This is a genomic window from Pristimantibacillus sp. Z349TD_6 (assembly GCF_056173205.1).
This window is the reverse complement of the sequence record NZ_CM149662.1, coordinates 358,279-383,612: the sequence shown is the minus strand read 5'-3', so window position 1 is coordinate 383,612 and position 25,334 is coordinate 358,279. Positions and strand designations below refer to the sequence as shown.

Sequence of the window (25,334 nt, the reverse complement as noted above, 5' to 3'; positions counted from 1 at the left end):
GGGCAGTCCCTCCGGTCATTTCAGACCATGAGGGACTGCCCCTTTTTTAGCAAATGTAAGTTTAAAGTGCCATTCGGCAGCTTCTCAGCAGCAATAAGACTACTTTCTAGTTCTATTTCAGCAGAATGAGCTAATACGAGGATAATAAGACTATTTTCTAGTGCTATTTTCACCTGAACCACGTATACTGCGCCATTTGGCTGCCTCTCAACAGCAATAAGACTACTTTCTAGTTCTATTTCAGCAAAATGAGCTAATACGAGGATAATAAGACTATTTTCTAGTTTTATTTTCACTTAAAACACGCATACTGCGCCATCCGGTCGCTTCTCAGCAGCAATAAGACTACTTTCTAGTTCTATTTTAGCAAAATGAGCTCATCCGATGATAATAAGACTATTTTCTAGTGCTATTTTCACCTGAACCACGTATACTGCGACATTTGGAAGCCTCTCAGCAACAATAAGACTACTTTCTAGTTCTATTTCAGCAAATTGAGCTCATCCGATGATAATAAGACTCTTTTCTAGCGCTATTTTCGCTTAAAGCACGCATACTGCGCCATTTGGCTGCCTCTCAGCAGCAATATGTCTATTCTCAAAATCTATTTCAGCGAGCAACCACTAAACAATAGAGTTTGTTTGGCTTCCGCGCTCATGATGCTTGTTTGCGAAAAACAGCACCGAAGCCGTCAGACATAAACAGAACAGAATCAAATAAAGAAATGGCGCTCCAAAGTAATCGACCACCGCGCCGCCCATCGCATTTCCGACAATGCCTCCGAGTCCCCAGGTTACAGCCGCATATACCGTTTGCAAAGTCGCTTTCGTGCCCTCAGTCGCATAGCTTTGTACGATTTCAACAGCTGTGCCCGCGACAAAAGCGAATGCGATCCCATTTAGCAGTTGCACCGCCAGCGTCAATGAAACGTTGTCGAAGAAAAACATTGCAAAATATTGGATGCCATAGATCAAAGCCGCGACGCACAGCAGCTGGTATCTGCCTATTCGCTTGCTTAGCTTCGTCGCCACCCAGAACATCGGCACCTCAATAATAGCGGCTATCGCAAAAGCACTGCCGATCCAGCTCTTATCAAAGCCCATTTCCTTAAAGTATAATGGCAAAAAATTCATATTAATTGATGCAGACATCATCATCAGCATGCTTGTAGCGACAAAGATCATAAACGGCTTATTGCGAACAACCTCGCCCATTTGGCCGAATAACGTCACATTTCTACGAGTAACCTTCGTTGCTGGAAGCAGCATGAGCGCCAAGCAGACGGTTAAACTCACAATAAGATAATAAATAAAGATATCGTTGTAGCCGTATTTTTCGTATAAAATGCCTGTAGCAAAGGTACCTATCGCATAACTTAAAGCTCCCCATAACCTGACGCTGCCAAAGGAAAAACCTTTTTTGCTGGCAATTTCTACAGACATCGCGTCGCCTATCGGCCCGCCCGAGGATTGAAACCATGCAAAGAAAATAGACAAGAAGAGAATCCCCGCAAGTCCCTCCATGAGCTGAAATCCAAGACCGAGGATCGGAGCAATGATGACGCAGATCATGATAATTTTGCGCGGGTTGTTGATTCGGTCATTAATCATGCCCATCACGGGCTGGGCAATGACGCTGACCAATGCCCATAAGGACAGGATGAGACCAACCGTTGTATGGCTAAAGCCGCGATCACTGAAATATAGACTGGTGTAAGGCATAACGACAGAAATGGCCAGATACCATAAAAAATAATAGGTTGCTAATGACTTCACCGGGTACGTACCTTCTCTCTACAACTCTTCCTTAATCTCCGATTGCCAGCCGAGCTGCCTGCACATCTCATGCATATTGCGAATATCCCGCCTTGCTTCAATGCGGGTTAACCCTAATTCCTTCGCAGTCTTAGCAGCCCACCGAAGCAAATACACGAGCGTATCCGCTTGCGCTTCCTTAGCCGCAAAGTCGAGTAGTACAAGCGTATCTTCTACGACGCCTGCGCGTACGAAACCCCAATAGGAGCCTTCAAACTGCCATATATGGAACAGCTCGCGATTCTCCATAACACCGAATTCATGAATTGGATTCTCCAAATGCTCAAGCCATTCCAGCTCGGAATTGAATTGAAGCGTATATTGTGGAACGTTCCATGCTATGGTCTGAGCAGCTAGCGCAGACAGCTCCTCTTTATTTGCAAAGGGAGCCCAGCCCTCCGAAGGATAATCCAGCTCAGACGGGACCTCAACCGTTATTTTCCAAGGCTTGTAGCCTACTTCTAACCCTGCTGACTCGAGCATTTCGGGAATACCGACGCATCGTAGTCCTCTTTGCTTAGCGGTTTGGATAAGTGCTCTTAAAGCCTCCGGAGTGCCTGTCGCAATATCATTGCTATGCATGACGACAATCGTCCCTTTATCTAGAACGGGTTCGACTTTTGCAATTATATCTTCCGAAGAAACGCCCCGCCAATCTCCTGAATCGACGCCTTCAATGTCCCGGTAGCCGCCCCATTCATCCAGCCAATCCAAGTTTTCTTCGCGGAAAGAACAATAAGGAAAACGCATAAAAGTTGGACAAGCAAGGCCTGTCGCATCCTGATAAGCCAGCTCGGTCAGCTTAAGCTGCTCCAAAAATACAGCCTTAGGCACCTCTGCCATTCGACGATGATGGTACGTATGCGGGGCAAGCACATGACCGCGTGAAAGTATTTCTCTAGCTTTATCTGGATATCTATCTATCCACTCGCCCGTAAAAAAGAAGGTGCCAATCGCTTCTTCTTCCTCTAGAACAGAAAGCCAAAGTTCAAGTGGTAGATGTGAAGGCCCGTCATCAAACGTAAATGCACATATCGGCTGGTCGTTATTTCCCTTCCAAAACGCTTCAATTGTCATGTGATAACCCCTATTCTCTCGTTAGTTTCCTGTATTATAGTTGAGAATAAAAAAATGTTCCAATACTCTCCTCTCCTTATCTAATACAATCCTACTGTCTTACAAAAAAAACTCGTCCTGCTTAAAAAGCAAAAACGAGTTTCCTTCTATCTGCTCTATTGAACAGATAAAAGTATGCCAAAAAACGGGAATAAGACAGCTATGCAAGCAAAGGCAGCAAACATGCTGCGTTTCTCTTTTTTATAGCTGGGAAATAATAAGGCCAGTGCTGCAATTCCAATAACAATCATGCTGATATATACCAAATTCCAGTTCCACTGCAGCGACACGTCTTGCAAATCGCCATGCAAAAAAGTAAATAACGGAGATGGAGAAGGCTGTTCGAACTCCCCTTCATGAGGCGGCTCCTGTACACCCATGTAGGCGGTTGTGATGAGGATGACTAGTGCAAGTAACGTTTCCGCTCGAAGCCACCATTGCAATCTACTTTTATGCCGACCATTATCTGTAATTTTTGATAGAAACCCATTCATAAAGCCTAGAAGAACAAGCGGCAAGAAAACAAGATGCTTAAGTAGAAGCGCTTGTCCATAATTGATTCCCCATGAGTTGATATAACCATCGACTAGGAGAAACATCATCACAATACCAGCCGCTACAATAAGGACGATGCTGCTGATCGACATTGGCGTAAACCATCGTACAAACGCCTTCCAGTTCCATTCCCCATTTGTAAACCAAGCAACAATAAGAAGCGTGCCAAGCCAAAGAGAAACTGCAGCGACATGAACGGATTGTGAAAGTACGCCCCAGAAAGGCGAGAAGCCTGCCGGATGGCTGGCCCAGCCATGAGCTAGAATACTGGCACACCATAAGAGTGCTAGAACCCATTTGGTCATTTTACCCTGCATGCCTTTAAACTGTGTGATCATGTACATCACGGTACATATAATGAGATTCCAAACCCATGCATTGCCGTACGAATAATCTTTTACAACTATTAATAAAACCTGAATAAAGGGCATGTCCTGCGCAAAATCGCGTAAAACAAGCGCTGATCGAAGAATCGACATAAATGAAAACAGCGGGATTGCCAATAAAGCATATTGAAATAAATCAGTGATGTTCTTTAATTGCGGTTTGGACTTCTCTGGAATGAATTGAAGCAATAGATAACCGCCGGTCAAAGCAAAGGACAAATAAAGCAGCGTTTCAAACAAATAAATGTACAATATGATCAACTCCAAGCACAGGGTTCAACTCAAAAGTCATCATATCATAAATAAAAACAAATGAATGCATGCTCATATGATATTTGTTTGAAAAATAGGAATGCCCGCACTCGAGTACGTCTTCCATAAACGAACAGCTCCTTCCTCGGAAGAGAAAAGAGCTGCCAGCTGCTATTGGATTATTCAAATATTAGCTTATTTAACCGCCCCAGCTGTAATCCCGCTTGCGATTTGCCTTTGAAAAATAATATAAATAATAAGAACCGGAATAATGGTGATCAACAGCGCTGCGAACAACGGACCCCACTCTGTACGATACTGCATCTCGGCCTGCATAACGCCAATTTCCACCGGCAGCGTATACTGGGTCGGATCATTAATAAGTATCGTACCCACGATATATTCGTTCCAGATGTTCAGGATGTTGACGATGCCAACCGTGATCAAACCTGGCTGCGCCAGCGGAAGCATAACTCGGAAAAATGTCCCGTAATAAGAAGCGCCATCCACGATCGCTGCTTCCTCCAGTTCCTTCGGCAGCGACTTGAAAAACCCGACGAGCACAAAGATGCCGAAGGCCAGCAAGCTGGACGTATAAACAAATATTAATCCAAGCTTCGTATTAATTAAGCCGAGCGAATTCATCAAGAAAAATAACGGAATGAGCGCTAGTACAAACGGTACCATCATTGAGGAAATATAAAGCAGAAACAACGCATTGCTTCCTCTAAATTTATATCTCGCCAGCACATACGCTGTCGTTGCGGATAAAAGCAGAGCTAATATCGTCGATCCTGTCGTAATGACAAGGGAATTCACGAAATAAGTATCAAAGTGGTATTTGCTCCACACATACGAGAAGTTGGACCAAATAAGCGGAATCTCAGGCAAAGCCCACGGTGCATTCAAGAAAAATTGTTCATTATTTTTTAGAGAATCAAGCAAGGTCCAAATGAGCGGGTACAATACCGATATGCCCCATAGGATCAAAATGGCATAGATGATTAGCTTGGCGACCGGATTTTTAATCTGTATATTCATCTCTTTATCCCCCTTAGCTCATCTCAACGGGATCATGACGCATAAGCCGTTGAAGTACGATTGTCGTAATTAAGGACAGGACCAGGATGATAAACCCTATCGAAGCACCATACCCAAAGTGGAATTGCCGGAATGCCATTTGATACAAGTAGGAGCCCATAACCTGTGTGCTGTTATCTGGTCCGCCTTCTGTCATAATCCATACGATTACGAAGGAACCGTTAAGCGTAGTCATCATGATGTTAAGAATGGACACTTTCATCTGCTCCCAAACGAGCGGAAGCGTGATGCTCCAAAACTGTTTCCATTCCCCTGCGCCCTCAATGCTTGCTGCTTCAAAATAGGAAGCAGGAATGCTTTGAATAGCTGCAATGAGAAGAATCATATAAAAGCCGATACCCGCCCAAATAGCCGGAGGCAGAAGCATCCATATGGTATGATCGGAAAAACCGAGCCACGTTATCGATACTTTTTCACTCGTGAATAACGACAAAAATGCATTCAGGAAGCCAATTTGCGGATTATATATGAAATTCCACAATACGCCAATAACAACGACGGAAATTACATTCGGAATGAAGAAAATCGACCGAAAAAATCCAGCCAGCTTAAAGCCAAACCTAGTGAGCGCTACTGCAAAAAACGTCGCGAGAAGCATAATTCCGATTACTTTGCCAGCAACAAGAAAATAGTCGTTGCCGATCGCTCTCCACACAATGGGATCATGGAACATCTCTTTGAAATTATCAAGGCCAACAAACGTTTTTGTCTCCGACATGCCGGACCAGTCAAAAAATGAATAATACAAGCTTTGCACTACCGGATAGATTGTAAATACGCCGAAAAATAAAAGAGTTGGGATGATGAATGATGCGATAAATATATTTCTCTGCCATTTTACTGTCCCTGAGTTCATACCTTCCATCCCTCCGAGTAAATTCACAGAAAGTGATCGAGGCGTTATGCCTCGATCAATCTCTGCCGTCAATCTTTTGAAGGCTTATTATTTGCTAACCTTTTTCACCACGTCAGTTACCCGCTTAACCCACTCTTCAGGCGTAATTTTGCTAATTGTCAGTGCATCTGTTGCATCCATCATCGCTTTATCAACGTCAGCGTTGTAAGTGATTGTTGGGATTACAACCGTGTTAGGATCTGTCAAATATTTAGCAGCATCTTTAACATGGCTTGGCGCATTGGAGCTGCTGATGTCGCCTTTAATGTTGGAAGGCGCGCCGCTTAGCTCAGCCCATTGTGAAGCTTGATCTTTCGAGAAAATGAATTGCAGGAACGCTTTAGCTGCTTCTTTGTTTTTCGCTTTTTTCGCAATGGCAACTGTAGCTGTGGATGTATTCGCAACCACTTTACCGCCTGCTTCTTGCGTAATGGAAGGAATGAAACCAAAGTCAAAGCCAGCAGGAACGTCTTTAGCCATTTCATTAGGCAGCCAAAGGCCATTCACAATGAAAGCATCTTTGTTTTGCAGGAACAGCATTTGTGAATCCGTGTGATTGATTTGGATAGAAGCTTTGTCGATGTAATCCTTATCGCGCATTTCTACGATTTTGTTCAATGCAGCAAGAACAGCAGGGCTCTCAAATGCTTCTACTTTGTTAGCTGCCATATCTTGAAGAATAGAGAAATCGTTGTTGTTTGCTGATACGATAGCTGGATACAGGAACGAGCCATTGATATAGTACGGGTATTTACCTGTGTGAATGAACGGCGTAATGCCGTCTGCTTTGATTTTTTCGCTTACAGCAAGGAACGATGGGAAGTCAGTTGGCTCAGCCCAGCCTTTTTCCTTGAAGAGCGCTTTGTTCCAGAAAACACCCCATGAGTTGAGTACGAGTGGAATGTTGTATACTTTACCGTCAAATTGTTGAGCAGGTTGAGCCAAAATGTCGCTGATTAGATCACCGTCAACGTTTTTGGCATCTTTCAGCCAATCCGTCAAATCCTCCAGCTGGCCGTCTTCAACCATTTGGCGATCGTTCAATACCGGACCATCGATGTATACGAAATCTGGCGGGTTGCCGCCGATCCAGCGCGGTCTATTTTGATCGTTAATTTTAGGTCCTGCGGATTCTTTAATGTTAAGCTCCGGATTTGCAGCTTGGAAATCAGCAATAACTTTTTTCCACCATTTATCGCCATACCCGCCCACAAAATATTGAATTTCGAAATCGCCTGTCAGCTTAACCGTCGTGTCGGTTGCAGCAGGTGCGTCCGTCGCTTCAGCAGCCGGCTCCTTTGTAGGTGCATTAGTAGCTGCTCCACCATTATTGCTATTCGAGCCACATCCAACTAACGATACGGCAGCCAAAATAACGGCGATACCAAGCGCTGCAATCTTTTTCTTCATAATCATTAAAGCAAACCCTCCCAAAAATGATGTTTTTTACACTGTACCTAGGGGCTCATCTTGCTGCTCCATCGTGTAATTTCATCATAAATTGGGAGGGCTATAATCTCTATTGAATATCTTCCATATATTCTTTATTATCTTCTCTTCCGTGCATATAAAGCTATTTTTCGAGTAATTTCGCTAAGATAGCGCTTATTTTTGCTGATTGCTCTTATTTTCTGCAAAAGACTGCAATTCATCTAATGCCGCTTTTGGCGTCATTTGCTCATATAGAACAGCTTCACCTAGCTTACGGGTATAATCAAGCACCGCTTGCCAAGCAGGCTCCTTCGCCGGATAAAACCTCGCTTTGCTTAACGCTTCCAAATCGCTTTTGATCACTTCGCTTTTCTCCGACAGCTTGGTACCCACCGTCGTCGTAACGGGAAGAAACCCTTCGCGTTTAATCATTTCTTCATAAGCTCGGTCCTCATAAAGGAAGTCAAGAAACTTGGACAACGCTTCTTTATTGGTATGATCAGTTTTGAAGGACACGAGCAGATCATGTACACCAAACGTAATTGGCGATGTACCATCCTTTACTGGAATCGGACCCTTTCCCCATTCCAGCTCCGGAAACTCTTTGGGGACGACTGCCGAGAAATAATTGCCAGATATCATCATAGCAAGATTGCCTCCGCCCATAATTCGCTGCTTCTCGTCGCGAGTCGTTATGTTCGGCTCTGGCTCAGTCAAGCCTTTATCAAACAGCTCTTTAAAAAAAGTCAATCCTTCCACATTGGTCGGTGAATTAATGGCCCATTTCCCATCTTTAATCCAATCTCCACCCGAACCGAAAAATATATAAGACAAAGTCGCCTGTGTCTCATTGTCCGACAGGTCAATTCCGAAGCCGTCTGCTGCGCCAAGCGCTTTAATTTTCATTGCGGCCTGCTCTAGCTCCGACCACGTTGTCGGAGGGGCAGCAATGCCCGCTTTGCGGAACAGCTCCTTGTTATAGTATAAATTCCGTGTAGTAGCAACGTATGGAATTGCGTATTGCACCCCGTCTATCTGATCCATATCTACTAAGTTCGGATACAGCCGATTCGCTAGTTCAGGCGATATAATATCATCCATATTATTTAACAAGCCATCCTTGGCGTAATGGGCATACACATTCGTATTCAGAAGATCGGGAGGCTGGTTTTTGCTAATCATAGTCGTATAGATTCCATCAAGTATATCCCAGTTGGCTACTTGCAGCTCTACATCAATGAGAGGGTTTTTCCTCTCAAACTCTTTTACCAGCTTCTCAAGCAGCGGCTTCGTTTCCGTACTGTATTCGGAGGCGACAAACCGAATCAACGCCCGCTCCTCCTTCGGAGTTGCAACGGGCTCTGGGTTCTCGTTCATGCACGAAGAGGAAACTACTGTAATTAACAAAAGGCTGATAGCAACCATAAGAGGTTTAATTCCATACCGTTTTCGCTGCATAAAGTTATATTATCCTTCCGAATAGGGATCTACTTACTCGTTATAAATGGGAATAGCAGCTTCTGATTTTCCGTTGTGTACATATTTTCTTTCGTAATGACATTGGATTCGATATAGGTGATAGGCTCGGTTTTTTCTCCATCAATTAGCTTTAGCGCCGCTTTCACGCCAAGATAACCCATATTAAATGGCTTTTGTACAATAGAAGCTGTCATAATGCCCGACTCCAGCAACTGAACCTCATCACTGGTGCTATCAAATCCAATAAGATTAATAGCACCTGCCTTGTTATACTCCTTCAGCAGCCTTGCAACCCCCTGTGACGCGGATTGATTGAGCGTAATAAATGTATTAATGCCGGAATCACTTCGAAGCAGCCGCTTGGCAATTTCATAGGCTTGATCCTCGGAATCATCTGCATAATAGGTTTCCATTGCACTCGCTTTGTAGCCCTTTAATGCAAGGCGCATTCCCTCCAGCCTCTCTTGCGAAATAACCGATCTCGCGTAATCACTAATAACGGCAATATTCGGATCGCCGTCCGTTTCCTGAATGGAGGTTTGTCCTGCTAGTTGTCCTGCTTCTTTATGGTTGCTTGAAACAACGATAGGAGAGGGCTTCATACTCGGAGAATGATTAATAATGACCAGCTTGATGCCTGCAGCGCGCGCCTTGGCAAGAATAGCTGGCATTCGATTATCCATTACCATATCTATGACAATCGCTTGCGGCTTCCGTGCGATCGCATCCTCCAAGATTTGAATCTGAGCATTGGAAGCGCCTTCAATAAGCGGACCTTCTACACTTAGGTTTAGCCCCGTCTCTTTGGCTGCTGCTTCCGCACCCTGATTGACTGCCTGCCAGAAATCAAGTCGAATATTTAAGGATTTCAAAATGACCGTAACATTTTTCTCCTCACGGTTAACGCCAAAAAGCAGATTAAAGTTGAATACAAAATAGATGGCAATCATCGCAATTGCCACGACTAGCAGCAGCGTAAATCGATGCTTTCGCATTATTTTGCTTCCCCCTTAATCGAGCTTCGGTATTACGATCGTAATACAGGTGCCCTCTTCAATTTCGCTGCGAATTTGGATGCCATACTCATGTCCAAAATAGAGCTTAATCCGCTCGTTTACATTGCGTATTCCGATGCCCTGGTTGGCGTTATCCTCCAAGTTGCTGTAGAGAAGCTTCCCTAGCTGTTCCGCTGACATCCCTTGGCCGTTATCCTCTACTTCAAAAATAATTTGATCGCCAGACTGCCTTCCACGTATCGTAATTAATCCATCATCCATGCCATACATGTTCCGGATGCCATGATATATCGCATTTTCTACAAAAGGCTGAAGCAATATTTTTAACGTTTTATAGTCGAGAATTGATTCTTCCATATCAATGACATAATTAAGCTCATCGTTATAGCGCATTTTCTGTATAAGCAAGTAGTTCGTAATATGCTCAATTTCCACTCGAATTGGAACGAGCTCTTTTTCCTTCGTAATGCTGGCGCGGAACAGCTTAGCTAAAGCGGATGTCATCAGAACGACCTCCTCATGCTGCTTCTGCTCGGCCATCCACACAATCGAATCGAGAGTGTTGTATAGAAAATGGGGATTGATTTGCGATTGAAGCAGCAGAAGCTCGCTTTTTCGCTTATTTTCCTGATTTAAAATCGTTTCCTCCATTAGAAACTTGGTTCTGCTGACCATTAAGTTAAAAGATCGACCCAGCTGTCCAATTTCATTCATTTGGCCAATTTCCGTCTGAATATTGAAGTTGCCCTTCTCTACTTGCTTCATGTCGGATTGCAATACTTTAATAGGCTTGGATAAGCGATGTGACAATCCTATAGAAATCAGCAGCGTGACAGCTAAGCCGCATAAGGAATAAAAGATAATGGAATTACGCAGCCCCTCTTTGTTTGCAATCAAATCATCTGAATAAGCCACCCCGGCAATTCTCCATCCAAAGTTTGTGTCCTGCACGGAGTAAATACGTTTGTCTCCACCCTCGTTCACGACGAAGGATTGACCGCTTGGAGCCTGCAAAACTTCTGCAATACGCTCTGTACGCAGTTTGCTATCGATGAGCTGCTGCTGCGGATGATAAACGATATGGCCTTCGTTATCCACGATGAAGAGATAACCTTTTTTGCCGAGGTTAATATTTTCGCAAATGTCATTAATGACACTTAAGTTTAGATCAACGAGGAGTACGCCATCCGCCTTAATCCCATCTGTGCTCTTAAGCTCTCGACTCAGAGAAACAACCCAGCGGTATTCGTTTTCAATTAAGCTTTGTACATGAGGTGCAGAAACGACGGACCTGCCGCCTGCCGCTTTTGCCAGCTGATACCACTCTTGATCCTCTATCTTCGTATTTGGATTTAAGGTAGTTATTCGGCGGTCAGAAACAAATCGACCATTGTATCCAAACACCATGATGGATGCAATGTCCTTGCGCGTATACAAAATCGCCTGGAACAAGTCGGAAATTTGTTTCTCGTACGTGCGGCGGTTCTCTGCGCTAATAAAATTATTGTCCGATATGTAATACTTGACGTCCTTATTCGTTAAAGCGAGCAGTGATATATTTTCCATATTGTCGACATACGATTGAATATTTAAATTGACTTGCTTAATGATTTCCTCAATGTAGCCCTTCGAATTCCGCTCAACCGCCGCGACGGAAACCTGATAGCTTACTAGAGTTGTTAATACAATTGCAGCCAAAATCAGCATAGAAAACGCCAAAGATATATTGGATTGAATGCTTTTTAGCGGAAACAAAGGAAAGAACCGATCTTTGAGCATGTTAGGCTCCGCTCCCCTTTATTTGTTTCTCTCTATAATCCTTTGGCGTTATACCTGTGTGCTTCTTAAATAAAATGCTAAAATAATTCGGATCCTTATACCCCACCTGCTCCGCAATTTCATACAGCTTCATCGCCGAATTGTGAAGCAGCTCCTTCGCCTTAGCCACCCTTACGCCGGTCAAATATTCAATAAATGTCTCTCCTGTATGCTGTTTAAACACGAGACTGAAATAGCTTGAGCTCATGAGCACATGACGGCATAAGTCCTGCAACGACATCTTTTCATTCGCGTAATTCGTATCAATATACTCCACCGCGCGATGAATTTGCATGTTGGTCAAATAATTACGGTTATCCGCTATAGTAGAAATAACGGAGCTTACCATGTCCTTTAGCCAAATCTCAACCTCGTCCAGCGTCTTGAACTTGAATATGTTCATCAGCTTCATTTGCTGCTCAAACGGTGATTCCTGCTCTCGAACGGCTAGCTCCTGCACAGAGTTCATCAGCGAGAGAACAACCTTTTGCATTTGCAGCATACAGGCTTCTACTGGAACAAGAGAGGTTTTCAGCTCCGCTACCCCTTGTTCAATCAATTGGTAGGCTTCTTGAATGGCGCCTGTCTTCACAGCAGCAGCCAGCTTGCGGTCGAGGTCATGACTCAGCGGCATGTATCCGGAAGGTTTTCCTTCTATATCAATGATGCTCAGCACTCTATTCTTTCCTAGCAGGAAACGATAGTCCAGCACCGACAATGCGCTCTTGTAAGATAACGGCAGCTGTTCAGCGAGCGTACATGTTCGTCCAATTCCTATCGTCACTGTAAACTTCAAATATTTCTCAATATGATAGCGGACCTCCTCAGCAAGCGAAAATCCTTGTTCATATAGCAGGCTTTCACTGTCATGTCCATAAATGATGGCAACCATCCGCTCCTCACGGGTTCGGAAGGTCAGCACATGCTCTCGGTCCAGCGTTTCATTAAAAATATCATAAGCAGCGAATCGCAAAAATTCGACATCATGCTCATAGGAGGACAGTTCTCGGTCGCCAAAATCGTCGATATCTACGACCATGACCAAATATAGCGGTGATATCGGCGGCAGGTTGAAATAAGCAAAACGTTCTGCGATTTCCACTTTCCCTAAACCAACCGCAACTAAACGCTCTAGAAATCGCTCTTTAAGCAGCGGAAGACTGTGCTCCAGCTGGTTGTTTAGCCTGCCCAGATCTTCACGACGCTGCTTCTCTTCATCCATCTCTGCTTTTATTCGATCCAGGAGCTGACGTATTTCTTGCGCTGTAATCGGTTTCAGAATGAAATCAGAAATTTTAAGCCGAATCGCCTGCTGCGCATACTCAAATTCGTCATAGCCCGTTAATATAATCATTTTTATATACGGGAATTGAGTGGAAATTAAACCAGCCAGCTCTAATCCGTCCATGAACGGCATACTGATGTCTGAAATAACGAGCTCCGGCCTATCCAATTCTACGGCATCCCACGCTTCTCGACCGTTAGCGTAATCACCAATCAATTCGAAGCCATGCTCATTCCAATTGATTGTATTTTTTAATCCGATTCGGACAACCGCTTCATCATCGACAATAATTACTTTATACATCGAAGCCTCTCCAGTCTGTAAATGCCAATATACGAGCAGTAACAATATACTCCAATTATGCATGAGAATACACCAGCTTACAATTCTTTGATTCAGGAAAATGTCGAAAAACCCGGCCGCTAGCGACTCGGGTTTTCTTGGCTTGAGCGGCAGCAAAATCATGCTGCTCCTCCCACCATTTAATCAACTGCTTTGCTTTATTCGTCAACCATACGTTTCTTGTATACGTACAAGCATAAAGCATACATCGCAACAATCCACACAAAAATAATAGCTAAGTGGGACAATACGTCTGCCAGCCCCGCACCAGCCTCTACTTGCTTCGCTAGTTCAATCAGCTGCAGGTTTGGCATATAATTGGCAATGGTCAGGATTGGATACTGATCCATCAACGGTGTAATCAATGACCCAAAAGCAAAAATGACAAAAGCCGGCATGATCGCAACGGAGGCTTCCATCACCGATTTAGTTAACAAACCGATGAACGTGCCTAAACCCAAATAAAAAACGGATGATAAAAATATAGCGATGATAATGACCAATAGGTTTTTCGGATGATAATTAGAAAGTAAAGCAGAGAAAACAATAATGACCGTGCCCGCAATAAAGCTTAGCAAGCTTTTGCCGCAAAAAATCTCGAAAATACTCGCCGGTGACAGCATGAGTCCGCGCAGTGTATTTTTTTCTTTCTCTTCAGCTACCAAGGCCGACTGCACATACGTAGCTACTAAAATTAAAGCCATATTGATGACCAGATATTGTACATCAATGGTATTCACACCAATGCGCCCATATAAAGCAGCCAGGACTAAAGGAAGGAACAATGTCGAGGTTATATACATGTTTCGAGATACGTCTTTGTAGTCTTTTTGCAAAATGGCCCTTACTCGCTTCATTGAAAATGTCATGATAGTTTCCTCCCAGTCACTTCTACAAAAATATCGCCTAATGTTGGAAAGTTCGATTGAATGGATGCAATTTGGTTTTTGCTCATATAGTCAAACACCTTCTGCGCCCCGTCAGCTCCCTTTGATACAATAATCGTTGACCCATCGGTTAGCTCTACTGTAATGGTTGCATCGCTATGTTGCTCTCGCAGCTTCTTTGGTTCATCGAGCAATTGAATCGTTCCATTGTTTAGGAAAGCAACGCGGTCACATAAAGTTTCGGCTTCGTTCATATCATGCGTCGTTAAAAAAATGGTTGTACCCTTTGCTTTCAATTGTAACAAGCCTTCATAAATATGCTTCGTATTCACAGGGTCAAGCGCTGAAGTGGGCTCATCCAGAAACAAGAGCTCTGGTTCATGCAGGAAAGCCCGAGCGAGAATGACCCGTTGAAGCATGCCCTTGGATAATTTAGATACCATCTTCTTGCTCTCTTGCTCCAAATTCACCATCTGCAGCACGACATGAATCCGGCCTTCGGGCACATCGTATAAATCACAAAAAAACTTCAAATTATCGTAAACAGATAAGCGGGCATACAAAGACGTATTGTCGGTAATGATCCCCATTTTTTTGCGATACTTCTCTTCTCGCAATTTACTCGTGGGTACTCCAAATACGTAGGCACTCCCCGAGGTTGGCTTCGACTGCGCTGTTAATATTTTGATGGTTGTTGTTTTGCCCGATCCGCTTGGTCCTAGAAAACCGAAAATCTCACCCTTCCTTACGTTAAAGGAAACGTCCTTTAACGCCCTCGAATTCGAAAATGATTTCTCTAATGAAGTCACTTCAATTATATTTTGCATGCCGCTCTCAACCTCCGTTGTTTTATCTGGTCTACCTTCAGCTTAGGTGAGAGGAGGAAGAGGCGCATTATAATCGCATTGAATGGAGCATACAAAGGGGTGAATGATGCGTATTTCGGGCTGAATAGCGCAATAATCACGTGGTTTGGAGCAGCGGTTTCGGTGAATGGCGCTTATTTAAGCCCGATCATTTCCTTTAACTCAGCCATTTTTGTTTTTGACAACGGTACGTTAGTCTTTAAATGATCATCAAGCACCAAGCTATAGCTATTGCGAGTGAAGGTGATGACTTCTCTTACCTTTTGCAAATTAACGATGTAAGAACGATGGCAACGAAAGAAACCATACGTCTGCAGTCTTTCTTCCAGCTCATTAATTTTGAAGGAGGTTGGATACATCTCCCCTTTAATATAGAGATTTGTTTGTCCTTCACTGCTTTCGATATAATCAATTTCCGGAGGATTGAACAATATAATTTTGTCATTCATTCGTGTCGGAATTTTCTCGAATTTGACGTGCTGAACGATAGGTTCATCATCTTCAAGGTCCTCATCACTCTCTGCATGCGAAGGCATAGGTTCTTCCTTTTTATCCGCATCTTCTGGAGATACGGATTTCGGTTCCTCTTCTGTATCTTGAACATCAAAAGCTTTGAGTCCCTTCTCATCCAGACGATAGACACGGCTTGTCACACTAAGCGCTGTTTCCATATTCCCCGTGAGCACGAGAATCGCTTTGCCGCTTTCCCCGAGCGTATGAACCATTTTATGAAAAACAAGCTTTGTTTCGAGGTCAACGTTCTGATCTGGCTCCTCAAAAATGTAAAGAGCAGGATCTTGAAATAATAAGCGTGCAAACTGAACCCGCCTTTTCTCTGACAGACTCAGCTTCGTTAGGCGCTTATTGGCTTTCAGATCAAGATTGACGATTCGGACAGCTTCATCGATGGATAGGCTTGAACCGTATATCTGTTTAAAGAAGCTAAAGTTTTCTTTGACCGTCAGCCGTTCATAAGAACCTTCTTCCAACAGCAAAAGACCTATCTGACTAAGAAAACCTTTCCTGTTATTTGCAAATGACAGATCATTCAACTTAATTTCTCCACTGGAAATCGGTAGTTTTCCTGTCAGCATCGCTAATAACGTATTTCGGACATTCATGCTCGAATAAAGCGCGACCACTTCATGACGAGCTATTTCAATATGAAAGGCAGGAAATACGAGTACGTTTTCGGTATATCTCTCTAACTCATTGATGGTAAGAACCGCCATATGATCACCTAGCTTATCTATAGTTTAAAATCCATATTTTTCATTTAACTTGTTTATTATACATGACCTAATCACTGCAATGAATGTAAAAAATCCACAACCAGGTGAGGTTGTGGATTGCGTTTAACGATTGGAGCCCATATCTTGAATTTTAATTTTTATTTTTACATTTACATCCGCTTCCGCTAAAGCTTCACCCCAGTTATCCTTTACTTTCTTCCAGTGATTATATTCGTGGCCTCTTGCATATAACCCGTACCCCATCGGATCAATTTTTGCTTTTTGTATTTTCTTAATTAACTGCTGCATTTGCCTTTGTATCTCATCTGCAATTTGTTTCTCCAAGAGAGGCGCATTTTTCTCCACGTCAAATTTAAAAAGACGCTCCGTCATCACAATTCCCATCTTCACTGCAGTATGAAAGACGAATCGGTTATCAGCGAAGTCAACCTTCGTCTTTACCTGGAGAGTGGTAGGATAAAAGCTTAATTTATTTTTTTGAGCCAATCCCTTCTCCGGCTGTTCCGGTAGGCTAAGCGTAAATGAAAATATGCCGCCTGTTTCTCCTTGTAAAATTTTTAACAGCTTCGATTGTTTAATATCGAGCGTGAATTTATATTTACCGGAATGATCCAAGAGTGCCGTACCCGTTACCTTGACTTGATCATCCTTATGCATCTCTGTCAAACTCGGCGTCATTCCTTTTTCTGTGAACTGACGATGGAGCTCTTGAATCGTCGTTTTAACCGAAAGATTCTGCTCGCTTGTCGTATCGACTAGCTTCACTAAATACATAGGAAGGCGCGGTTTATCCTTAGGCGTGAACATCGCTATGTCCGAGACGGGGCCATCCACCATGACCACCCGAGACATCGTCGTGTTTTTCCCATCCCTGTACACCGTGTCCAAAATATTAAACCAGTCTTTATGCTGTAAAACACGCTTGCCGATCAATATGACCTGCACCTTTCCTCTTCGGGACAAGGCGGTAACAGTGGCATCAAATTGTTCTCTTGATTCACGAAGTGTATTCGATATAACGATGGTATTCTCTTCCTTATCTTTGGCTTCCTCATAAAAGACAGGACTAGAAGATGTAACAACAAGGTTCTCATCCTCATTTAAATCGATCCCTATTAATAAGCCGAGCGATACATCTTCAATATTGATCGTATCCATACAGCCCGGAAGCACCGTAAGCAACATCAATAGACAAAAAAAGAATACCGCTCTCATTGGCTGCCACTCCGTTGAAATCGACTATATATACTCACGTATAGGAAAAGGAATACAGGAAAAACATAAGCGACCCCAATGCCTGTTTTACTTATAAACTTTATCCATTGTCCCGTTTGATTCCATGATGGATGAAGAAAAGCGGTGATTACAACAATGGATATGAGTAGAATTGAATCAAATGGCGCCTTTTTCTTCGTTCCCAGCAGATGGCTTGTGCTATAGACCGCTCCATAAAGATACGGAAGCCATGCAGTAGAAATAACAAACAAGTACAGCGCCAAAAAAACCATGTCAAACCGCTCCAAAAAATGCAGCTCGATCATTTTCAATAAATTAAAGAGAGGCTCATTATAATCTGTAATCCCGTCCGGACTAAAGTAGGCGTAGCAAATCAAGGTAACCCCAAGGTAGAGAATAAAAGTGATGGTGTTGGCAATGACAACTCCGCGTACCGCCAACTGCTTTGTTTTCAAAAACGGATATAGGACCAATACAATCTCAAAACCGAGAAATGAAAAGATAGCCGATCCTACTCCGTTAAAAATAGGCATCCACCCCTCTTTAATCAGAGGCAGCAGGTGAACCCAGTGGCTGTCTTTCAAAGGAATAATCAGCAGTAAATACATCCAGATTGTCATATAAAAAACAAGCTCTGAATATCGGCCCAAAATATACAGCCCTTTCCCAATAATGAAAAAGCCCGGGACGATAAGCAGAATCATCAAGACATAATCGGGGGTCATTTGCAAAAACCACTGCTTAATAAATAACATCGTGATCGAAAGAATCGTCCAGCCAAAAAAAGCGAAATAACAAATAATAGGGATGGTTAAGATTTTCCCTACAACCTTGCCAAAGAGGCGGATGAACAAATCTAATATCGTATCATCAGGATATTTTTCAAACATTTTTACGATGAGGACACAAACAGTCAGGTTAATACACCAGCCGAGCAATAATGATATCCAGCCGTCTGTCCCCGCTTTCTCCGCAAGCGTTCTAGGGAGCGAAAATATCCCCGTTCCGACTTGGCAGCTATGGATAATAAATATAAACTGCGTGATAGAAATCTGATTTCGCTCTTGTACCTTCACGTTTGATCACCATCCCGATGATCTCTTTGTCTAATAGATTGAACAGGCATCGCGCTCTTGGGCCGCTTAAGCACTGCCCATACAGGAAAACGAACAAATACATCCTTCATTTGGCTAAACTTAAAGGGTGCTAATGGGCTTCCATATGGGGCACCCATCGATTCGATAGAAACAAAATGAGCAACTAAAGCCATGGCTCCAATAACAATGCCCACAATGCCAAACATAGAAGCCAGTATCATGATAGGGAATCGAAGCAGTCGAATAGCAGCGCCCATATCATAGTTGGGAATAATAAATGAAGCAATCGCAGTAGAAGAGACGACAATAACCATAATATTGCTCACGATCCCGGCTTGAACAGCTGCCTGACCGATAATAATACCTCCTACAATACCGATGGTTTGACCGATCATGGCAGGCAAACGAAGTCCTGCTTCTCTCATCATTTCGAGCATAATTTCCATCAAAATCGCTTCAATAATCGGCGGAAAGGGTACACGGGACCTCGTCTCCGCAATTGATAGAATGAACTGTACCGGAATAACCTCGTAATTAAACGAAATGAACGCAATATACGCAGAAGGTAAAAACAAAGCAATAAACATAGCAAAAAAACGAAGAAGTCGTATAAAAGAAGAGATGAGCCAGCGGCTGCTGTAGTCATCCACGCTTTGAAAGAAGGCGATAAAATTGACGGGAGCAATCATCACGGTCGGAGACCGATCCACAACAACTGCATATCTTCCTTGAAGAATATGCGATGCGGTTGTATCTGGTTTCTCTGTCAAAATAACTTGCGGGAACGGAGAATATGGATTATCCTCGAGGAATTCAGCAAGCTCCCCTGTATTCATAATCGCATCAATATCAATATGGTTTATCCGTGTTTCGAGCTCCTTAAGAATTTCCGGATTAGCCACGTCAGCCAAGTACAAGATTGATAGTTTCAACTTTCCGCGCTGGCCTACAATCATCTCCTTGATTTTCAATTCACGATCGGGAATATATCTGCGAATCAAGGCAATATTTTGGCTTCCTGTCTCCACGAAGCTTTGATGCGCTCCTCTAAGGGAGGCTTCGATACGAGAGTCATCAACTGCTCTTTGCGGCCAACCTTTTGTATCATAGACGTAGACATTAGTTTGACCCTCGACAAAAAGCACACTATCCCCTTGTAAAATGGCATTTTCAATTTGATTCCAGGTCGATTCCACCCGGATTGTTCCTATGCTTACTTCAGGCAATCGGAAATATTGGCCAGAGTCGCCGTTAATTAAAGCATGCAAAATATTATTGTGAATGTATTCCTTATTGACTAACCCCTCCAAATAGACAAGTGCTGCACCATTTTCGTCTTGATTCGTTTGGATCTGTCTGATAATCAAATCTGGCGTCAATGTGAACAGCTGTTTGAGGTAACCAATATTAGTTGACATATTATTGCTAATGGGAGGATCTTGAAGAGATGAGGCACTATTAGTCGGTATCCGATATTTTGATTTTCGGTTTCCTCTAAAAAATTTCATGTATGAAAACACAAGGAATCATCCTATCTCGTTTCTGTCTATGGATTTAAAATAGTCATTCCAAGGATCGACAAAAAGCGACTAAAAGATACTCCGCGTGTCTTACTGGATATAAAAAGAAGCCCTCAATCCCACTCCTATTGTGGTTTTGAAAGCTTCTTCCTTATGGCTTACTCTTACTCATGCGGCTATTGGAAATCCAAGAGAAAATATAGCACCGCCGCCCTTGCGGTTGCCTGCTGTAATGAGGCCCCCGCATCGTTCCACAATCGCTCGCGATATGGCGAGGCCGAGGCCAGACTCCCCATCCTTGCCTTTCACAAAACGATGAAATAAATAAGGAAGGAGCTCATCCGGAATGCCGCCGCCATCATCGGACACCGATATTTCTATGCGGCCTTTCTTAGCCGAAGCATGAATATAAATATTTTTATCCGCATGTCGAATCGCGTTAGTTACAACGTTAAGCATCGCTTGCAGAAGCTTGTCTTGGTCTGCTCGTACAATCAGCTGTTCATGCTCATCATAGCTTGGATGCAGTGTAATTCCTTTTTTGACGAGCATAGGGTTTACACGTTCAATCGTCTCAGCGAGCAAATCCTTTAAACACACCAACGAGGGCTGATAAATATCCTCCTCGCTGTCCAGCTTCGCTAACAACGTCATTTCGGTCACCAGATTTTTCAGCCTGTCACTTTCACTTAAAATAATGTCCAAGCCTTTATAAACACTTTCACCTTCAAAAACACCGTCTCTAATGCCTTCCGCATAACCCGCAATGGACATTAAAGGTGATTTCAGCTCATGTGAAGCATTTTGGAAAAACTGCTTTTGCGCACGGTTAAATCGATTAAGCTCATCAGCCATTTCAAAAACGACCTGTGCAACAGAACCGATCTCTCCCCCTGCCTTTACGCGTTTCACCTTTGAAAACTGGCGGCTCTTCACCTTTGTTAATTCTTCCTTTAATTTCATGAGCGGCTTGATTAGCTTCCTCGTGATCAAATGGCTGAGCACCAGCATCAGCATTCCGCCTAAACCGAATACAAGAAGCAAACGTTTCAGCAGCGCCTGTTCAATTTCTTTGATTTTGCTGACTGGCGTAAAGAGCGTCAAGGTACCCTGCGGAATGGCGTTCACTTCAACAAGAAACCCTTTATCCGTACCATCTACTACCTTACCAACGCTCGTAATGGCTGCTGTCTCCGTGCTCGATGCTTTAACGGCCTGCAAGGTTTGCATCGGCAATACCTCTTGCATAATGTTTCCTTGGGTATCCGTAACGACGGCTTTAATGGATGGGTTAATTGACAATGCACTGGCAGATAGAGTCACCCCGCTATCTTTCGCTGATTGGGTCACCATTTCCGTCTTCATAGTAGCGGACAGCGTTGCGCTTGCCATCTTCAATTCTTCCTTCTGCGCTACCATAAAGTGATCTAATAACACATAATGAATTAATAGCGCAGTGATCGATAACACAAGCACAAGCGCGATGCCAAATGCGAGATTAATCTGATGAACGAGCTTCATATTAATACACACCCCGATCCGTTCTCATTCGATAGCCATGCCCCCATACCGACTCTATCGGTAAATGCTCTATTTTTTTTCGTATACGTTTAATAAGGTGATCGACTGCACGATCGCTGCCGAAATAATCGTCGCCCCATACGAGTGTGAGCAGATCAGCTCTAGCAAAAGCACGGTTCGGCTGCTCAATAAACACCTTGAGCATCGTGAATTCCTTGCTCGTCATGTCCACTTCCTCGCCTTGCCAGAATACACGTCTTTCCTCCAGCATCAATTGAAGCTCACCGAGCTCCAGCCGTGACAATGGCGTTGCAGCATTCGCCGTGTTTTCTTCGGCTTGGTTAATTTTATACCAGCGTTGGAGCTGCCGCTTTATGCGTGCCATTAGCTCCCGAGGACTAAACGGCTTAACTAAATAATCGTCGCTCCCAAGCTCCAAGCCTAATATTTTATCAACCTCTGTATCTTTGGCTGAAATCATAATAATAGGCACCTCTGCCTCATTCCGAATTCGCCTGCATAGCTCATAGCCATCCATTCCCGGCAGCATAATATCGAGCACCCACAGATCGGGAGGATTGGTTTGCCACAGCTCCCATGCGTCCTCTGCATTTTCCAAACCGATTGTCTGGTAATTTTCCTTCTGCAAATAAATCTCGACTAAATTACGTATATGAAAGTCATCATCCACAACGGCGATGCGATAATTGCTGTTCACCTTCACTAACCCCCTGAACATTTCTTCTATAAGTATACCAAGCCCACAATCGCAATGGGGTTGTGCCATCGTTTTTCCACAAATACACCAATGTTCTGACACAGCCTTCTTGTAGAGTAAGACGAGTAAGACAAACCCATTAGGAGCGTGAAACCATGAACCATAAGTTGATTATTTCCAGAGTTGTCCTTTCATCTGCTTTATTAATGTCCGCTGTTGCAGGCCCTGCCATCTCGAATGCAGCGTCTAAAGCGCCAGCACCTGAAAAATTCTCAATGCTGCAAAACGTAACAGCAAGCACTTCCATCTCCGCAGATGCAACGACTGGTGTAGCTGTGGTCAACAGCTTTACTAATCCGCTCGACTTAGCCAAAAAATATGCACCTGACACACTAGCGGACTGGCAGGATACATTAGACCAATATGAGAAAACGATCGGCAGCACGATGAAAAACCTCATTTCATCTGTTGAAGCAATACCAGCAATTTCAGCTGGCAAGGAAACGATCTCTATTTCTAAATCGGAGAATGTCGGAACTTTATCAATGAGCACTGCTACAGTGAAAATCTCAGAGTCCACTAAACTAAATATTGCAACAGCTGATGTCGTTCAGCTTGATAAGAATACAGGAACGGCAGTTCAAATGACTGAGGCGACTATTAGCGAAGCCGACAGCGCTGACATGGCGTTTATTAGAGCAGAGATTAAGCTGGCGCAAGCGGTTCAAGCTGAAGATGCTGCTGCTATAAAGCAATCACTGAGCGAGCTTCTTGTACAATACAAACAGCAAATCGCTGATTGGAAAGCAGAGAAGTAAAACCTATAGAAAAGGAAACAAGCTCACCTCCTTGTTGAGGTGAGCTTGTTTCTTTTTTCGCATATGCTTACGCGTCTAACGGTGGAAAATTACTGTTTCTAAGCTTTGCAGCATAATTTAAAGTGAAGTCTTAGCCAAGGATGTGTGTATGCCATGAAACGTAATCAGCAAGCCTCACGAAAGCTCGATAAGCCTAATTTTCTTGTCATCCTGGTGGATGAGGAACGTTATCCCCCTGTATATGAGAACGCCGAAATAAAAAAATGGCGCAAAAAAAATCTAATCGTACAGGAGCTGTTGAAAGAAAACTCTATGGAGTTCCATAGGCACTACATTGGGAGCTCCGCATGCTGCCCAAGCCGGGCAACCTTGTTTACCGGACATTACCCATCGCTCCACGGCGTCAGCCAAACGGTCGGAATCGCCAAAGAGTCTTTCGATTCCGATGTGCATTGGCTGGATAAAAACACCGTTCCTACGATGGGCGACTATTTCCGCGAAGCCGGCTATCAGACGCACTACAAAGGGAAATGGCATATAACCAATGCAGACATTATCGTCCCTGGCACCCACAACAGCATTCCAAGCTTTGATTCTTTGACAGGCGTACCTGACAGAGAGCGAACCGACTTATATTACCAAGCTAATCGCCTAGATGACTTCGGCTTCTCTGACTGGATTGGTCCGGAGCCAAATGGAAAAAATCCGCGTAATTCCGCCTCCTCTGCAGGTTTCGGAATAAGCGGACGCGATGTGGTTTATGGTGAGGAAACTGTGATGCTGCTTGAAACCCTTGATCGTCAAAAAAGCAATGACAAAAATGCCAAGCCATGGTTAGTCATTGCTTCCTTCGTTAACCCGCACGATATTGTTTTGTACGGTGCGCTCACCGCGCATCTGCCCGCCTTCCGTTTCGAAGTGGAGCCTACCGTACCATCCGTTTCTCCGTCGCCAACGATGAACGAATCGCTGCTTACGAAACCACGCTGCCAAGCAAGCTATCGCGATACTTACCCTAAAGCGCTGCAGCCGATCATCGACAATCCATTTTACCGTCAGCTTTATTACCAGCTGCAAAAAAATGCCGATCAGCAAATGTTAAAAGTATACGAGGCGCTTGCTCGCTCATCATTTTATGACAATACGATCGTTATTTTCACCTCAGACCATGGAGATTTGCTCGGATCTCACGGAAATCTTCATCAGAAATGGTACTGTGCCTATGAAGAGTTTCTGCATGTGCCTTTCCTTATTCATAATAAACATCTTTTTCCACGTAATAAAAATGTGGATACCCTTACAAGCCATGTTGATTTGCTGCCTACTATGCTTGGACTTGCGAATGTGGACATCCATACCATTCAATGCTGCTTGCAAAAGAGATTCAGCGAAGCCCGCCCTTTTGTTGGGCGCGACCTCACTCCTATTATTTTGGAACAAAAACCGGCGGTAACCGACGATAGTCCTGTATATTTCATGACCGATGACGACGTGACACGAGGCCAGCACCAAGTCAATCCACTTGGGGAGCCCTATTCATCCGTTGTTCAGCCTAATCATATTGAGTCTGTCCTCATGACGATCATTACCGATGGCAAGAAACAATTGTGGAAATACTCCCGTTACTATGACAACGTGCAATTTTGGAGCCAACCAGGCGTACAGGATGTAACCTTTTTGCAAGCTGATGCTCCAAAAGGTGAACCTTACCCGCTGTGGGCGACACAAGTGAAAACGGAGCCGGCTCCAGAGGAATTTGAGCTGTACAACTTAACCGAGGATCCGCTAGAAGCTCGCAACCTTGCGAATCCAGCCTATGCCACGCAGCATACGAAAGAAATTGAAACATGGATGATGGAGCTGCTGAATGAGCAGCGCATGCAAAAACGACTTGTCCCAGCGGATACGGGCATCACTTAAAGCCATGA

21 protein-coding genes are annotated in these 25,334 nt (G+C 43.8%); 2 read left to right on the top strand and 19 right to left on the bottom strand.

Features of this window, described 5'->3' with window-relative positions:
* Positions 1-20 precede the first annotated feature (20 nt).
* The 19 genes from AC0VYE_RS01745 to AC0VYE_RS01655 all read right to left on the bottom strand — a co-directional run bounded on the left by AC0VYE_RS01745 (position 21) and on the right by AC0VYE_RS01655 (position 22,588).
* Positions 21-296: a hypothetical protein gene (locus tag AC0VYE_RS01745; protein ID WP_475445642.1), complete on the bottom strand. Its 276-nt coding sequence runs from the start codon at positions 294-296 to the stop codon at positions 21-23.
* A gap of 327 nt (positions 297-623) precedes the next feature.
* Positions 624-1,775: an MFS transporter gene (locus AC0VYE_RS01740; protein ID WP_076268585.1), complete on the bottom strand. Its 1,152-nt coding sequence runs from the start codon at positions 1,773-1,775 to the stop codon at positions 624-626.
* 18 nt (positions 1,776-1,793) lie between these two features.
* Complete coding sequence (locus AC0VYE_RS01735; RefSeq protein WP_475445640.1) at positions 1,794-2,891, bottom strand: polysaccharide deacetylase family protein; 1,098 nt, start codon at positions 2,889-2,891, stop codon at positions 1,794-1,796.
* A 155-nt stretch (positions 2,892-3,046) separates the two neighbouring features.
* A complete protein-coding gene (locus tag AC0VYE_RS01730) occupies positions 3,047-4,123 on the bottom strand; it encodes a copper resistance D family protein (RefSeq protein WP_076268587.1) in 1,077 nt (358 codons plus the stop codon).
* Between the two features lie 195 nt (positions 4,124-4,318).
* A complete protein-coding gene (locus AC0VYE_RS01725) occupies positions 4,319-5,164 on the bottom strand; it encodes a carbohydrate ABC transporter permease (protein WP_475445638.1) in 846 nt (281 codons plus the stop codon).
* A 13-nt stretch (positions 5,165-5,177) separates the two neighbouring features.
* The gene (locus tag AC0VYE_RS01720) at positions 5,178-6,080 is read right to left on the bottom strand and encodes a carbohydrate ABC transporter permease (protein ID WP_475445636.1); all 903 of its coding nucleotides are present in this window, start codon (positions 6,078-6,080) and stop codon (positions 5,178-5,180) included.
* Positions 6,081-6,167: 87 nt separating this feature from the next.
* Positions 6,168-7,535: an ABC transporter substrate-binding protein gene (locus AC0VYE_RS01715; protein WP_083682071.1), complete on the bottom strand. Its 1,368-nt coding sequence runs from the start codon at positions 7,533-7,535 to the stop codon at positions 6,168-6,170.
* A gap of 189 nt (positions 7,536-7,724) precedes the next feature.
* Positions 7,725-9,008 carry an extracellular solute-binding protein gene (locus AC0VYE_RS01710; protein WP_475445634.1) on the bottom strand — a complete coding sequence of 428 codons (1,284 nt, stop codon included), beginning with the start codon at positions 9,006-9,008 and terminating at the stop codon, positions 7,725-7,727.
* 29 nt (positions 9,009-9,037) lie between these two features.
* On the bottom strand, positions 9,038-10,024 hold the full coding sequence (locus AC0VYE_RS01705; RefSeq protein ID WP_475445632.1) for a substrate-binding domain-containing protein: 987 nt from the start codon (positions 10,022-10,024) through the stop codon (positions 9,038-9,040).
* Between the two features lie 15 nt (positions 10,025-10,039).
* Complete coding sequence (locus AC0VYE_RS01700; protein ID WP_076268591.1) at positions 10,040-11,824, bottom strand: cache domain-containing sensor histidine kinase; 1,785 nt, start codon at positions 11,822-11,824, stop codon at positions 10,040-10,042.
* Position 11,825: 1 nt separating this feature from the next.
* Positions 11,826-13,451 carry a response regulator transcription factor gene (locus AC0VYE_RS01695; protein WP_475445630.1) on the bottom strand — a complete coding sequence of 542 codons (1,626 nt, stop codon included), beginning with the start codon at positions 13,449-13,451 and terminating at the stop codon, positions 11,826-11,828.
* 197 nt (positions 13,452-13,648) lie between these two features.
* Positions 13,649-14,359 carry an ABC transporter permease gene (locus tag AC0VYE_RS01690; protein WP_475445629.1) on the bottom strand — a complete coding sequence of 237 codons (711 nt, stop codon included), beginning with the start codon at positions 14,357-14,359 and terminating at the stop codon, positions 13,649-13,651.
* Positions 14,356-15,204, bottom strand: coding sequence for an ABC transporter ATP-binding protein (locus tag AC0VYE_RS01685; RefSeq protein WP_475445627.1), 849 nt, complete (start codon positions 15,202-15,204; stop codon positions 14,356-14,358). Before AC0VYE_RS01685 ends, AC0VYE_RS01690 begins: the two co-directional genes overlap by 4 nt.
* Positions 15,205-15,377: 173 nt before the next feature.
* Entirely contained in the window at positions 15,378-16,475 is a 1,098-nt protein-coding gene (locus tag AC0VYE_RS01680; protein ID WP_475445626.1) for a LytTR family transcriptional regulator DNA-binding domain-containing protein, read from the bottom strand.
* A gap of 123 nt (positions 16,476-16,598) precedes the next feature.
* Positions 16,599-17,711, bottom strand: coding sequence for a Ger(x)C family spore germination protein (locus AC0VYE_RS01675; protein WP_475445624.1), 1,113 nt, complete (start codon positions 17,709-17,711; stop codon positions 16,599-16,601).
* A complete protein-coding gene (locus tag AC0VYE_RS01670; protein WP_475445622.1) occupies positions 17,708-18,808 on the bottom strand; it encodes a GerAB/ArcD/ProY family transporter in 1,101 nt (366 codons plus the stop codon). The genes AC0VYE_RS01675 and AC0VYE_RS01670 overlap by 4 nt, the downstream gene beginning before the upstream one ends.
* Positions 18,805-20,337, bottom strand: coding sequence for a spore germination protein (locus AC0VYE_RS01665; RefSeq protein WP_475449387.1), 1,533 nt, complete (start codon positions 20,335-20,337; stop codon positions 18,805-18,807). The genes AC0VYE_RS01670 and AC0VYE_RS01665 overlap by 4 nt, the downstream gene beginning before the upstream one ends.
* A 180-nt stretch (positions 20,338-20,517) precedes the next feature.
* Positions 20,518-21,870, bottom strand: a complete 1,353-nt coding sequence (locus tag AC0VYE_RS01660; RefSeq protein WP_475445620.1) for a sensor histidine kinase — start codon at positions 21,868-21,870, stop codon at positions 20,518-20,520.
* A 1-nt stretch (position 21,871) separates the two neighbouring features.
* Positions 21,872-22,588 carry a response regulator transcription factor gene (locus tag AC0VYE_RS01655; protein WP_339206184.1) on the bottom strand — a complete coding sequence of 239 codons (717 nt, stop codon included), beginning with the start codon at positions 22,586-22,588 and terminating at the stop codon, positions 21,872-21,874.
* A gap of 155 nt (positions 22,589-22,743) precedes the next feature.
* Here AC0VYE_RS01655 and AC0VYE_RS01650 point away from each other — a divergent pair, with 155 nt between their 5' ends.
* Complete coding sequence (locus AC0VYE_RS01650; protein WP_475445619.1) at positions 22,744-23,406, top strand: hypothetical protein; 663 nt, start codon at positions 22,744-22,746, stop codon at positions 23,404-23,406.
* Positions 23,407-23,559: 153 nt separating this feature from the next.
* On the top strand, positions 23,560-25,326 hold the full coding sequence (locus tag AC0VYE_RS01645; RefSeq protein WP_475445617.1) for a sulfatase family protein: 1,767 nt from the start codon (positions 23,560-23,562) through the stop codon (positions 25,324-25,326).
* Positions 25,327-25,334 lie beyond the last annotated feature (8 nt).

Coding starts and splice junctions, on each gene's coding strand:
- AC0VYE_RS01650 (WP_475445619.1), top strand. CDS start 22,744: ATGAACCATAAGTTGATTATTTCCAGAGTTGTCCTTTCATCTGCTTTA.
- AC0VYE_RS01675 (WP_475445624.1), bottom strand. CDS start 17,711: ATGAGAGCGGTATTCTTTTTTTGTCTATTGATGTTGCTTACGGTGCTT.
- AC0VYE_RS01710 (WP_475445634.1), bottom strand. CDS start 9,008: ATGCAGCGAAAACGGTATGGAATTAAACCTCTTATGGTTGCTATCAGC.
- AC0VYE_RS01705 (WP_475445632.1), bottom strand. CDS start 10,024: ATGCGAAAGCATCGATTTACGCTGCTGCTAGTCGTGGCAATTGCGATG.
- AC0VYE_RS01700 (WP_076268591.1), bottom strand. CDS start 11,824: ATGCTCAAAGATCGGTTCTTTCCTTTGTTTCCGCTAAAAAGCATTCAA.
- AC0VYE_RS01660 (WP_475445620.1), bottom strand. CDS start 21,870: ATGAAGCTCGTTCATCAGATTAATCTCGCATTTGGCATCGCGCTTGTG.
- AC0VYE_RS01695 (WP_475445630.1), bottom strand. CDS start 13,451: ATGTATAAAGTAATTATTGTCGATGATGAAGCGGTTGTCCGAATCGGA.
- AC0VYE_RS01735 (WP_475445640.1), bottom strand. CDS start 2,891: ATGACAATTGAAGCGTTTTGGAAGGGAAATAACGACCAGCCGATATGT.
- AC0VYE_RS01725 (WP_475445638.1), bottom strand. CDS start 5,164: ATGAATATACAGATTAAAAATCCGGTCGCCAAGCTAATCATCTATGCC.
- AC0VYE_RS01715 (WP_083682071.1), bottom strand. CDS start 7,535: ATGATTATGAAGAAAAAGATTGCAGCGCTTGGTATCGCCGTTATTTTG.
- AC0VYE_RS01685 (WP_475445627.1), bottom strand. CDS start 15,204: ATGCAAAATATAATTGAAGTGACTTCATTAGAGAAATCATTTTCGAAT.
- AC0VYE_RS01690 (WP_475445629.1), bottom strand. CDS start 14,359: ATGACATTTTCAATGAAGCGAGTAAGGGCCATTTTGCAAAAAGACTAC.
- AC0VYE_RS01645 (WP_475445617.1), top strand. CDS start 23,560: ATGAAACGTAATCAGCAAGCCTCACGAAAGCTCGATAAGCCTAATTTT.
- AC0VYE_RS01680 (WP_475445626.1), bottom strand. CDS start 16,475: ATGGCGGTTCTTACCATCAATGAGTTAGAGAGATATACCGAAAACGTA.
- AC0VYE_RS01665 (WP_475449387.1), bottom strand. CDS start 20,337: ATGAAATTTTTTAGAGGAAACCGAAAATCAAAATATCGGATACCGACT.
- AC0VYE_RS01720 (WP_475445636.1), bottom strand. CDS start 6,080: ATGAACTCAGGGACAGTAAAATGGCAGAGAAATATATTTATCGCATCA.